Genomic DNA, 13151 nt, shown 5'->3' on the forward strand with positions numbered 1-13151 from the left:
AGTTACTTCCGTGCCGTGGCTTCCAATGCATTTAAAAACAGCTGAACCAACAGAGGTGGCTGAGGTGATTTTCGGTAAATCGCCGTAAACTGACAATTATATGAAAAGCTTGAGTTATCTATTTTGGAAAGCATACCATTTTTCACCAGTGAATTGGCAAAATGATCTGGCAGAAATCCGATATATCGGCCGGAGCTTATCAGTGTGGCAATCCCTTCCTGATCGGATGCTTCGGCTGTTTTTTGAAATCCCAGAGCCTGACCTTTTCCCATATTGGGGCTGCTGAAGCTCAGGCCTGCGTATCTCTGAGCAATGATTTCAGTATCACTGACCGGCTTTGCTCTGCCGTAAAACGGGTGGTGCCTACCGCAATACAGGAACATTTGTTCACCAAACAGAGGCATGTAATGGAGGCTGGCGGAGCGGCGGTTAGGCGGAATAATCCCGACATGATATTCTCCTTCAAGGACGCCTTTTTCGATTTGATTGACCGGGACAACATGAATATCAATCAAAACGTCGGGAGCTTCGTCAATGTATCTGGCAATGGCTTCATTGACTCTGCATTCGTCGTTCGTGATGGTTTTATCAAACATAGCGATGATCAGCCTGCCTTTTAGAGTGTGGTGTAAATCATTGACCTGATTCCGGAACTCTTCAAGTGATTTGATCAACCGCTTTGCAGCATCGTAAATGTAACGCCCTTCTGCAGTCATTGAAAAACCGGCCCGTCCGCGCAGGCACAGTACCAATCCTAATCTCAGCTCTAAATCCTTCAGATGGCGGCTGATGGTTGAACGTCCGATGTTGAGTTCCATCTCTGCAGCACTCAGTCCTCCACATTCCACTACGGCAATGAATACCCTCAACAGACGAAGATCGGCATCCGTTAATTGAGCGAGAAGCGCTTTCATTTGTTTCATAAAGATCCATCTTTGCTTTGATAATTTGTAATTTATCAAACAAAAAAAGCTTCCTAAAGTAAATTGAAAAGTACATTTTTCTTTCAAGACTGGATTAAAAATTGCTCTGAACCAGGTCGTTTGATGGTTTTTGGGGCCCTTATTGTTCATTAAATAGTGATGATATTTCTGGTGGAAAAAGCAATGATTATCAGTAACTTCATGTAATTAAAGTGAATTTGTACTTATTAGAAAAGTCGCTTCGGAAAGGGAGTCTGGCCGGAATAAAAGCTGCATAGAGAATCATTCCGGAAAATGGCAAGGAGCGGTCAATGGCAGCGCGTTTTTAATTTTCAGTGCTGTCAGGAGAAAAAATTTTGCGTTTTATTTTTACCATTTGGTAAGGCTTTGGCCCTATAGGTTGAGAATGTAGTGAGTGAGAAGGGCATATCGGAGATGGGTAAGGCCCTGTACTGACGAAAGATAAGGATATTGCAATGAAAGACCTGAGAGTAAATGGTGAAAGACTTTGGAACAGTTTAATGGAAATGGCGCAATTTGGCCTGACAGATAAGGGGGGATGCGCCCGGTTAGCCGCCAGCGAATTAGATGGTAAAGCCCGGGATTTATTTGTTCAGTGGTGTAAAGCATGTGGCTGTTCTGTTTCTTATGACCGAATGGGAAATATTTTTGCCCGCCGGGCAGGTAAAAACAATGATCTTCCGGCGGTTGCGACGGGCAGCCACCTGGATACTCAACCGACGGGCGGTAAGTTTGACGGGGTTTTTGGTGTGTTAGCCGGCGTTGAGGTCCTGAGGACACTTCATGAAAATAACATCGAAACTGATACACCGATGGAATTTACGGTCTGGACGAATGAGGAAGGCTCACGTTTTCAGCCCGCGATGCAGGGCTCGGGAGTTTATGTAGGGCGTTTTGATCTCGAAACGGAACTGAATAAAACCGATGTGAATGGCATCCGGTTGGGGGATGAGCTGGAGAAAATTGGTTACCTCGGTGACGCAATGCCGGGAAGCCGAAATTTTGGTGCTTTTTTTGAAACACACATTGAACAGGGTCCAATACTGGAAGATCAGGGCAAGACCATTGGTGTTGTCCGACTTGGTCAGGGTATTCGCTGGTATAACGTGACGGTAAAAGGCCGCGAGTCTCATTCTGGTACCACGCCAATGTACCTTCGTAACGATGCGATGGTGACGGCTTCTAAAATTATGGCTGAAGTCGAAGAAATTGCACATCGTCATGAAAACGGTCTTGGAACCGTGGGATTCATTCAGGTCTTCCCGAACTCCCGCAATGTCATTCCCGGAGAAGTCACTTTTAGTGTTGATTTACGTAATCCGGATGCCGGAGTGTTAGCAGATATGGATAAGGATCTGAGACAGTTTTGTCAGTCTGTAGAAGAAGAGCGCAATATTGAAATTGAAGTGGATAATTTTTGGTATTTTGCGCCTGTTGAATTCAATGCTTCGGATGATGTGAAAAAAGCAACACAGGAATTAGGTTATTCCCATATGGATATTTATGCGGGTGCCGGTCACGATGCCTGCTATATGGCGGATATTGTTCCGACAGGAATGATTTTTACTCCATGTGAAAACGGCATCAGCCATAACGAAATAGAAAATACAGCTCCGGAAGAGTGTGAAGCAGGAGCGAACGTGTTGCTTCATACCATGCTGGAAGCGAGTAAGCGACTTGCACGGCAGCCGTCTGCAGAAGCGGCCTGTGAAATCGCTGAATAATTATGGACGATGATGAATCTCAACTGGATGAGGACATAGTCATGAAAACAGAAATGAAGAAAGTAGGCGACTTCTACGAAATAGAAGTTGGTCAGGATTTGATTAGCAGTAAGAACTTTAACGACGATTTGGCGCCGACCAAAGTCAAGGAACGTACCTGGAGTAAATTTAATATCGCGGCACTTTGGGTCGGAATGTCAATTTGTGTTCCGACATACACTTTGGGTGGTGTACTGACCGCCTATTTCGGCCTTTCAGTTATGGAAGCGCTGGTAACCATACTGATTGCCAATATCGTGGTGCTGATTCCGTTAACGTTAAATGCATTTGCCGGCACCAAATACGGATTGCCTTTTCCAATCCTTTTACGGTCGTCTTTTGGTATTTTTGGTTCTAATGTTCCGTGCCTGATTCGTGGCTTTGTTGCCTGTGGATGGTTCGGAATCCAAACCATGTTTGGCGGACTTGCTATTCATCTTTTTCTTTCGGAGATATCAACAGCCTGGGCTAGTCTCGGTAGCAAAGGGGAAGTGTTTGGCTTTTTTATCTTCTGGCTACTGAATATCGGGGTTGTTCTGAAAGGGTCTGATTCCATTAAGTGGCTGGAAACTCTTTCTGCGCCATTATTGCTGGTGGTCGGTCTTGGATTATTGTTCTGGGCGAGCGATAAGGTTTCTTATGCAGAAATCTTATCAACGCCAGCCTCCCGTCCTGCCGGAGATGGCTTTGCGAAATACTTTTTCTCTGGTTTGACTGCAATGGTTGGTTTTTGGGCTACATTATCACTCAATATCCCGGACTTCAGCCGTTATGCTAAGTCGCAGAAAGATCAGATTATTGGTCAGGCCGTTGGACTGCCTGTGACGATGTTTTTATTTTCCGCATTGGGTGTTGTACTGACGGCGGCGTCTGAAACGATGTTCGGTAAAACTATTTCTGACCCAATTACTCTGATTGGTCAGATACAAAGTCCGTTCTGGGTTGCCATTGCTATGGTGTTGATAGTTATTGCAACATTATCAACGAATACGGCAGCGAATGTGGTTTCTCCTACTAACGATTTCCAGAATATTGCACCGAAACATATCAACCATACGAAAGGGGTTTTACTGACCGGACTCATCGGTATTTTACTGATGAGCTGGGAGTTATTGAAAAAAATGGGGTGGATCGAATCTGATGTCAGCGTTGAAGCCTTTATTTCTAACTGGTTGCTCGGTTATTCCAGTTTATTGGGACCGATTGCCGGTATTATGATTGTGGATTATTTTGTGATGAAAAAGCAGTCACTGAATGTCCCCGCACTTTATCTTGAAGGAGCATATCCATCGATTAACTGGGCAGGCTTCATTGCTTTCTTTATTCCGGTTATTTTTACTGCAATGGCCATCTCATTTAATGTGATGACCTGGTTTTACAGCTATGGTTGGTTTACCGGTGCTTTTTCCGGAGCTCTGCTTTATTACCTGTTTTCCAAACTTCAGTCTCAGCCTGTGTTGACCGCAGGATTCGAGAAAGCCTGATTCTTTCTTTGTCCGGTGAAATCAATGTCCGGGGGAAACGATGTTTCCCCCGGAAAATCGAGGGATATATATGAAAATTATGATTAAGGGCGGTCAGGTGATCACCCATGAGCAGAGTTACTTTGCGGATGTTTATTGCGTTGACGGGAAAATTGAGAAAATCGGTGAAAATCTGAATATTACAGATGTTGATGAAGTCATTGATGCTTCCGGGAAATTGATTATGCCTGGTGGTATCGATCCTCATACTCACATGCAGTTGCCTTTTATGGGGACAGTAGCAAGCGATGATTTTGCATCAGGAACAGCGGCAGCACTGGCGGGAGGAACAACCACGATTATTGATTTCGTTATTCCTGCTCCTCAACAGCCTTTACTTGAAGCCTATCACCAGTGGTGTGACTGGGCAGAGAAATCTCAGTGTAACTACTCTTTTCATGTTGCGATAACCTGGTGGGATGAATCGGTCAGAGAAGAGATGAAAACGCTGGTCGAGGAATACGGTGTAAACAGCTTTAAGCATTTTATGGCTTACAAAAACGCCATTATGGCAACCGATGATATTTTAGTGAATAGCTTCAATCGTTGTTTAGAGCTTGGCGCTATTCCTACCGTTCATGCCGAAAATGGCGAATTGGTTTACCATCTTCAGAATCAGTTACTTGAAAAAGGCATTACCGGTCCCGAAGGGCATCCTTTATCACGGCCACCCAAAGTGGAAGGTGAAGCTTCCAGCCGGGCGATTCAGATTGCCGGTACGCTGGGTGCTCCTATTTATCTGGTGCATGTTTCTGTTGAAGAGTCGGTGGATGCTATTAAATATGCCCGTGATCGTGGGCAGATTGTTTTCGGAGAATGTCTTCCGGGGCATCTTGTGGTTGACGACAGTGTTTATCGTTCGAAAGAATGGGACTTTGCAGCTGCTCATGTGATGAGTCCGCCTTTCCGGCCCAAACATCATCAGGAAGCATTGTGGAACGGTTTACAAAGTGGCACTTTACATACGACCGCGACGGATCACTGTGCATTTTGTGCTGAGCAAAAAGCCATGGGGAAAACGGATTTTACTAAGATCCCAAATGGTACTGCCGGCGTGGAAGAGCGAATGATGGTGTTGTGGGAAAATGGTGTAAATCAGGGGCGAATCACGCCTAATGAGTTTGTTTCTGTTACGTCAACCAATGCGGCTAAAATTTTTAATATTTATCCTCGGAAAGGTGCCGTTGCTGAGGGCGCCGATGCCGATTTGGTGATTTGGGATCCTAATGGTGAGAAAGTTTTGTCGAAAGCAACCCAGTACTCCAGAATTGAGCACAATATCTTTGAAGGTATGAAAATAACCGGGATTCCGGTCACAACGATTTGTAATGGTCAGGTTGCCTGGTCTGATGGCCAGCTTCGAACCAATCCGGGAGATGGTCAGTATGTGATACGTCCAGCTTATGCCGGTTATTATCAAAGTCAGTTAAAAAGGAATGAGTTAGCTGAACCGACGGCCGTTAAACGTTGTTAGTTTGTTGTCGCAATGTATTGAAAATACAAGAGGGCGTTAAATGCCCTCTTGTATTTTTATGTCTTAGTTTATTTCTTATCTTCAATAAAGACGGGGAGTGGTTTATGTTTTTCTGCCAGATAAGTATAAATCACCGGTAACACAAACAGTGTGAACAGTGTACCGATGGATAATCCGGCAACGATAACGATACCAATACTAAAGCGTTGTGCCGCCCCGGCTCCGGTTGCGTACATCAGTGGTACCAAACCGGCAATCATCGATGCTGTTGTCATCAATATAGGACGTAAACGAACGCGGGTTGCTTCCATTACCGCTTCTGTCAGATTGCGTTGATAATTTAATTGCTGCTCCTTCGCCACTTCACAGATCAATATACCGTGTTTAGTGATTAACCCGATGAGTGTGATTAACCCTACTTGCGAGTATATGTTCATTGATGCGGCACCCCAGGCAAGGGCAATTAACGCACCGCAAATCGCCAGAGGAACGGAAATCATGATAACAATCGGATCTCTGAGCGATTCAAACTGAATCGCCAGTACCAGGAAGATAATTGCCAGAGCCAGTCCGAATGTGGCATACAGTGTATTTCCTTCGTGTACATACTGACGTGATTCTCCCATGTAATCGTGCTGATAACCGGAAGGCAGAATTTGATTCGTGGTTTGGTCTAACCAACTGATGGCATCTCCCATTGCAGTTGTTGGCCCGGGTACGGCGCCGATAGTTGCGGAATTAAGTTGGTTAAAATGTGGAAGAGCCCGGGGTTCCGCAATAATCGTAATATGGATGAGGGAGCCCAGAGGAATGGCTTTTCCGTCTCTTGCACGTACATAATAATGATTGAGAGATTCAGGGTTTAACCGGTATTTCCTTTCTACCTGAGGAATCACTTCGTAAGAGCGTCCCCCCATATCAACCCGGTTGACGTAACCGTCGGCTACCATCGTTGATAACGTCAGACCTATGTCTTCCATTGAGACTCCGTAAGCACCGGCCTTATCTTTATCGATGTCGATCCGCATGGTTGCCGAATCAAAATTTAAATCCAGAGTTGAATAGACAAACATCGGATTCTTCTTGATTTTGGCTAAAATTTCAGCAGACAGCGCGAATAAGTTTTCGAAGCTGTTTGGAGTGGTGATGACCATTTGAATCGGAAGACCGGATCCGGCCCCGGGCAGTTCTGGCATCTGGAATGCGGATACTGACATTGCCGGAATATCTTTAACCAGTCCCTGAACCCGCTGAGTGACAACTTTCTGACTTACATCCCGTTGACTCCATGGAACCAGAACCGCGATACCTAATGCCTGATTGGATTTTGGTATCCCGGTAAAAGCCAGTTCCATCTGAACCTCTTTTTGTTTATGCAGAGCCTGATTGACTTCGTCCATGGAATTTTGCAGATAATCCAGGTTAGCGTTAGACGGGCCATTACCAATCAGCATTACCACGCCTTTATCTTCAGAAGGGGCCAGTTCACTTGGTATAAATTTGAATAAGACCGGAAGGCTGGCGAAAACGATAATGGCGAAGATCAGAATCACCGGACGTCTTTGCATAAAACGGGCAAGAACTCTCTGATAAAGATCGGTGATTCTGTCCAGAACTTTGTGCACCCCAAGTTCAAACCGGGTTGGAGTACTATGGTCTTTAAGCATTTTTGAGCACATCATCGGAGAAAGAGTCAGTGCGATAACACTCGAAACTAATACAGCTCCTGCCAAGGTTAATGCGAACTCTTTAAACAAAGAGCCGGTAATACCTGTTGCCAGCGCAATCGGTGAATAAACGGCGACCAGTGCCAGTGTGGTAGCAATAACCGGACTGGCAATTTCGCGGGTACCAATGATGGCTGCCCGGAAGGGTTTTTCTCCCAGTTTAATGTGCCGGTCGACGTTTTCCAGTACGATGATCGCGTCATCAACAACCAGACCGATCGCGAGAACCATGGCAAGTAAGGTCATCAGGTTCCATGAGAAACCACAGGCCTGCATGACAAGAGCGACACCGATCAGTGACAGTGGGATGGTAATGATTGGAATCATTACGGCCCGGACTGAGCCAACAAACAAGGTAATGACGACCAGTACGATTAAGGCTGCCTCACCAATAGTTTTGATAACCTCATTGATCGATTCATTAATTGCGATGGTGGAATCGTACAGAACCTGCATGTTGATATTGGATGGCAGGTTTTTCTGTAATCCCGGAAGGATTTTATTCACATTTTTGGCAATATCGATTGGGTTAGCACTTGGTGCCGCATTAATTGCGACAACAATGGCCTCTTTCCCGTTAGCGGTTGCGCGGTACGTATCGCGGCTTTTTGCCAGAGTGACTTTAGCGATATTTTCCAGGCGGACAATTTGCCCATTTTCCTGGCTGACAACCAGCTTACGAAGAGATTTCGCGGAGTTTACCTGAGTTTTGGCATCACCATTATAGAGAACCAGTTCTCCGGTTGCCTGACCAGTTGCGGACTGATAGTTGTTTGCCTTCAATACACCCATGACATCTTTTGCTGTCAGGTTCAGCGCTGCCATTTTATAAGGGTCTAACCATACGCGTAAGGCGTATTTTATACCGCCATACAGGTCTACTTTGGAGACTCCGGATACCGTAAAGAGCTGGGGGGTGATGACTCGCTGCAGATAATCTGTGATTTGACTGGAATTCAGTTCGTCACTGTCAAAACCGATATACATTACCGCAGTAGAGGAACCTGTGGACATTGTGACACTTGGATCGTCCGCTTCTTTTGGTAGTTGAGAACGGACTGAGTTTGTTTTGGCAAGAATGTCTGCCAAGGCCGCATTTGGATCGGTATTTAGCTTCATTTTAACGGTAATCGTAGAAGCGCCTAACCGTGATTCTGATGTCATGAAATCAATGTTATCGGCCTGAGCTATCGCCTGTTCAAGTGGCTGAGTAATAAATCCCTGAACCAGATCCGCACTGGCCCCATAGTAGTTGGTTGTGACCGTAACTTCAGTATTGGTCATTTCCGGGTATTCCCGGACTGGCAGTTTCATGACGGCCTGAAAACCCAGTAACGCAATGAGGATACTAATGGATGCAGCCAGTACCGGTCTTCTGATAAATATGTCTGTGAAGCGCATAAATTTTCCTCTCCCCTACAGCATTGGAATTTCTGCTGGTGGGTTTGCCGCATCACTCTGAACAACGTGGACTTTCGCCTCATTGCTCAGTCTTACCTGACCGGAAGTAACAATAATATCGCCTTTCTTCAGGCCAGACAGAATACGGACCTTGTCTTTTTTTCTGGCTCCGATTTTAACAATGGCCTGTTTAACCCGCTCAACACCATCTTCCTTCTTCACCACATAAACACTGTCACCGTACAAAGCATAGGTGATGGCTGTCTGAGGAATGACAATCTGATCATGTTTAACCGGGAGCAGAACATTGGCCCGGGCAAACATACCACTCCGAAGTTTTCCGTCTGTATTTGGGATATCGGCTTCAACTTGGATCAGACCGCTTTGTACACTGACCGCTGGTTCAATGGCTGTGATTGAACCGGCAAAGACGTGCTGTGGATACGCATCAACATTGATTTCTATTTTCTGATGTAATGAAATTTTGGATATCTGGGTTTGAGGAACAGTAAAACGCAGACGCATTATATTGGTATCTTCAATCCGGACGATATCCGTTCCGGGTTGCAGATATTGTCCCAGATAGACGTTCCGTATTCCCACGGTTCCTGAAAAAGGCGCTTTAATGGTTCTTCTGTTTATCTGCGCTTTCAGACTTTCGATGTCGGCAGCCAGGGAGAAATAGGCGGCCTCCGCTTCATCAAATGATTCTTTTGATAAGGAACGTTTCCGGTAGAGATCCTGATAACGTAAAAATTTTGCTTTAGCCGCCGGTAAACGTGCCTGGGCACTTTTCAGATTGGCCTCTTCCACACTGGAATCGAGCGTTAGTAATACCTGCCCTTTTTTCGCTTCAATTCCAGATTCAAAATTGATTTTTTTTATGACTCCATTGGATTCGGTTGAAAGCATAACACCCTGATAGGGTTCGATAAAACCAATGGCCTGAATCACCGGAGTCCAGTCCTGATTCTGTACCGTTTTGATGGTGACCGGATAAGAGGGTTCAGGCAGGTTCGCCATGTATTCAGCAATCTTTTTTTGCTTAATGATATTAAAGCCGATCACGCTACCTAAAAGAAGAATAGCGATGAGGAGCATGAAAAAAATCCACTTTTTCATCGTTTTATTTCATCCTACGTCAGTTGTCTTTCTACTTTGTACGAAATTAAAATTCAGTTCTCTGTGTCGAGCTGCATGCTAAGATATTTATAGTTATATGAATATGAAATTAAATTATTATATCTCATATAAACTGGTTATTTACAATACAGTTTCGTAATATTTCACCATCTTCCGCTCCTTAAGAAAATGGCAATTGCCGGCAGAGCGCATTATTATGGATTCCTTTCTGGTAAGTGGTATTAAGTGACAATCAGGTGAAGTTAAATCAAAGACAAGATGACGCCGTAAAATATGTGTCCGGTCCCTGCCTTGTTCTGGCAGGCGCCGGCTCGGGTAAAACTCGTGTTATTACTAATAAAATTGAATACCTGGTCCGGGTATGTGGTTATAAAGCGAGAAATATTGCTGCGGTTACCTTTACCAATAAAGCGGCCAGAGAAATGAAAGAGCGGGTTGCTCAGACATTGGGAAAACATGAATCCAGAGGATTGACTGTTTCAACCTTTCATACTTTGGGGTTGAATATTATCCGCCGGGAGTATAAATCGCTGAGTTTAAAAGCCGGCTTTTCCCTGTTTGACGATCAGGATCAGATGGCGTTGTTGAAAGAGTTAACAGAGAAGCAACTGGATGGTGATAAAGAACTGCTGAGTCAGCTTTTACATACTATTTCGAACTGGAAGAATGATTTATTGTCCCCAGAGCAGGTTCTGACGATAGTTAAAGGTGAGCAACAACAGCTTTTTGCATATTGTTATAGTTTGTATCAAAAGCAGATGCGGGCTTATAACGCGCTTGATTTTGATGATTTAATCCTCATGCCTGTCTTTTTATTCAGGCAGTATCCGGAGATTCTTAGCTACTGGCAAAATAAAATTCTCTATTTACTTGTAGATGAATATCAGGATACCAACACCAGTCAATATGAACTGGTTAAATTGCTGGTTGGTGAAAGAGCCCGATTTACGGTTGTGGGAGATGACGATCAGTCTATTTATTCCTGGCGGGGGGCCAATCCGCAGAATCTGGTATTGCTTGGTCAGGATTTTCCTAATCTGAAAGTCATCAAACTGGAGCAGAATTATCGTTCGACCAGCCGGATTCTTCGGGCTGCTAATATTCTTATTGCCAATAACCCGCATATTTATGAGAAATCGTTGCATTCTGAATTGCCGGAAGGCGAAAAGCTGAAAGTTATCCTGGCGAAAAATGAGGATCATGAAGCGGAACGGGTGGCGGGAGAAATTATCGCTCATAAATTTTTAAACCGAACCGATTACAAAGATTATGCGGTGTTGTACCGGGGAAATCATCAGTCCAGACTGATTGAAAAGTTGCTTATGCAAAACCGTATTCCCTATAAGCTGACCGGGGGAACTTCTTTTTTCTCCCGGGCTGAAATTAAAGATATCATGGCTTACCTGAGAGTTTTGGTGAATCCTGATGATGACAATGCTTTCTTACGAATAGTAAATACGCCGCGTCGGGAAATCGGGCCGGCAACATTAGAGAAGCTTGGTAACTATGCCAATATGCGGGGAAAGAGTCTTTTCGAAGCCAGCTTTGAAATGGGGCTGGAACAGCATTTAGGTGGGCGGGGTCTGGACAATTTACGCCGGTTTACTCAGTGGATTGTCAAGATTGCAGATAATTCCGAAAGAGGGGATACCGTCGATGCTGTCCGCTCTCTTGTCAGGGATATTCATTATGAAGACTGGTTATATGAAACCTCGTCCAGTCCGAAAGCCGCCGAGATGCGGATGAAGAATGTGTCTGATCTTTACTCGTGGATAGTCGCTGATTTGGAGGGGGAAAATGTTGATCAGGAAGAAAAGACCCTAAAAGAAGTCGTTCAGCGTTTAACATTACGTGACATGATGGAACGTGGTGAAGATGAAGATACGGATGCCGTTCAACTGATGACGCTTCATGCAGCAAAGGGACTGGAGTTTCCTTATGTGTACCTGGTCGGAACAGAGGAAGGTATTCTTCCTCACCAAACGAGCGTTGATGAGGATAATGTCGAAGAAGAACGTCGTTTGATGTACGTTGGTATTACACGGGCTCAGCGGGAGCTAACATTCACTATGTGTAAAGAACGACGCCAGTACGGTGAATTGATAAAACCGATACAGAGCCGGTTTCTTGATGAACTCCCATTTGATGATGTGGAATGGGAACAGACGAAAAAAGAGGTGTCACAGGAAGAGCGGATGGCAAAAGGGCAGGCTCATATTGCTAATATCCGGGCCATGTTTAATAAATAGATGGAATTTAACCAGTTATCAGTTTTTATTGGTAATACCGATAAGATAAGTTATTATTTGCGCTTGAAAAATCAGGTGTGATTTTCTACTTTATTGATAAGTCGGTTTGAGACAGTGTTATTCTTCGTTTTTTGCGGTTGACTTATTAAGCACTTTTTCAGTGTGTAACTGATGAAAAACGCACCAAACGATAAAAAAAGTGTAAAAAGTACTAGACGGCATTGGGGGATATACGTATTATTCCTCTCCGCCGATTGGGCATGATGCGCCCGTAGCTCAGCTGGATAGAGCGTTGGCCTCCGGAGCCAAAGGTCGAAGGTTCGAATCCTTTCGGGCGCGCCATCATACCGGAGATATCGGCAAAAATATTTAGTGGTGACTATAGCTCAGTTGGTAGAGCCCTGGATTGTGATTCCAGTTGTCGCGAGTTCGAGCCTCGTTAGTCACCCCATTTTCTCGGTGAATAGCGCAGTTTGGTAGCGCATCTGGTTTGGGACCAGAGGGTCGGGGGTTCGAATCCCTCTTCACCGACCATTTTTATTTATTCGATGCGTCGGATAATACAATTAGTATATATAGTGGTGACTATAGCTCAGTTGGTAGAGCCCTGGATTGTGATTCCAGTTGTCGCGAGTTCGAGCCTCGTTAGTCACCCCATTTTTCCGGTGAATAGCGCAGTTTGGTAGCGCATCTGGTTTGGGACCAGAGGGTCGGGGGTTCGAATCCCTCTTCACCGACCATATTTTTAGCCCTGATCATTCGATCAGGGCTTTTTTATTGTTCTGACGTCATTCTCTGACTGTAATTTTTACGGTTTCACCAACATTTTTCATTTCTATTAATCTTTCATGTCAAAAAAAAGACTTTTTAGTGATTAAGGTCACTTTTATTTGGGTGAATATCGTTGTAAATAGGATTTTCATACTG

At 44.6% G+C, this 13151-nt stretch carries 7 protein-coding genes and 5 tRNA genes; 9 read left to right on the top strand and 3 right to left on the bottom strand.

The annotated features are described in order from the left end of the window. Positions 1 to 2 precede the first annotated feature (2 nt). Positions 3 to 923: a LysR family transcriptional regulator gene (locus LRQ06_RS07160; protein WP_232765712.1), complete on the bottom strand. Its 921-nt coding sequence runs from the start codon at positions 921 to 923 to the stop codon at positions 3 to 5. A 476-nt stretch (positions 924 to 1399) separates the two neighbouring features. Here LRQ06_RS07160 and LRQ06_RS07165 point away from each other — a divergent pair, with 476 nt between their 5' ends. From LRQ06_RS07165 to hydA, 3 genes are all read left to right on the top strand, one after another. Beyond that, positions 1400 to 2668 carry a Zn-dependent hydrolase gene (locus LRQ06_RS07165; protein WP_232765713.1) on the top strand — a complete coding sequence of 423 codons (1269 nt, stop codon included), beginning with the start codon at positions 1400 to 1402 and terminating at the stop codon, positions 2666 to 2668. Positions 2669 to 2670: 2 nt separating this feature from the next. Continuing rightward, the gene (locus tag LRQ06_RS07170) at positions 2671 to 4191 is read left to right on the top strand and encodes an NCS1 family nucleobase:cation symporter-1 (RefSeq protein ID WP_232765714.1); all 1521 of its coding nucleotides are present in this window, start codon (positions 2671 to 2673) and stop codon (positions 4189 to 4191) included. A gap of 70 nt (positions 4192 to 4261) precedes the next feature. Then, positions 4262 to 5704 carry a dihydropyrimidinase gene (gene hydA, locus LRQ06_RS07175; RefSeq protein WP_232765715.1) on the top strand — a complete coding sequence of 481 codons (1443 nt, stop codon included), beginning with the start codon at positions 4262 to 4264 and terminating at the stop codon, positions 5702 to 5704. A gap of 68 nt (positions 5705 to 5772) precedes the next feature. On the opposite strand, the gene LRQ06_RS07180 is transcribed toward hydA, so the two are convergent. Both LRQ06_RS07180 and LRQ06_RS07185 read right to left on the bottom strand, forming a co-directional pair. Further along, complete coding sequence (locus LRQ06_RS07180) at positions 5773 to 8832, bottom strand: multidrug efflux RND transporter permease subunit (RefSeq protein ID WP_232765716.1); 3060 nt, start codon at positions 8830 to 8832, stop codon at positions 5773 to 5775. A gap of 15 nt (positions 8833 to 8847) precedes the next feature. Further along, a complete protein-coding gene (locus tag LRQ06_RS07185) occupies positions 8848 to 9954 on the bottom strand; it encodes an efflux RND transporter periplasmic adaptor subunit (RefSeq protein WP_232765717.1) in 1107 nt (368 codons plus the stop codon). 257 nt (positions 9955 to 10211) lie between these two features. On the opposite strand from LRQ06_RS07185, the gene rep reads away from it, so the two are divergent. From rep to LRQ06_RS07215, 6 genes are all read left to right on the top strand, one after another. Further along, entirely contained in the window at positions 10212 to 12224 is a 2013-nt protein-coding gene (rep, locus tag LRQ06_RS07190) for a DNA helicase Rep (protein WP_232765718.1), read from the top strand. 265 nt (positions 12225 to 12489) lie between these two features. Next, positions 12490 to 12566: transfer RNA gene (locus tag LRQ06_RS07195), tRNA-Arg, on the top strand. 33 nt (positions 12567 to 12599) lie between these two features. Further along, a tRNA-His gene (locus tag LRQ06_RS07200) sits at positions 12600 to 12675 on the top strand. 6 nt (positions 12676 to 12681) lie between these two features. Continuing rightward, positions 12682 to 12758 (top strand) — tRNA-Pro (locus tag LRQ06_RS07205). Between the two features lie 47 nt (positions 12759 to 12805). Further along, positions 12806 to 12881 (top strand) — tRNA-His (locus tag LRQ06_RS07210). Positions 12882 to 12887: 6 nt separating this feature from the next. Continuing rightward, a tRNA-Pro gene (locus tag LRQ06_RS07215) sits at positions 12888 to 12964 on the top strand. The last annotated feature ends 187 nt before the right edge of the window (positions 12965 to 13151 follow it).

This window comes from Vibrio salinus (assembly GCF_021272385.1).
In the GTDB taxonomy this organism is placed as follows: Bacteria; Pseudomonadota; Gammaproteobacteria; order Enterobacterales; family Vibrionaceae; genus Vibrio; species Vibrio salinus.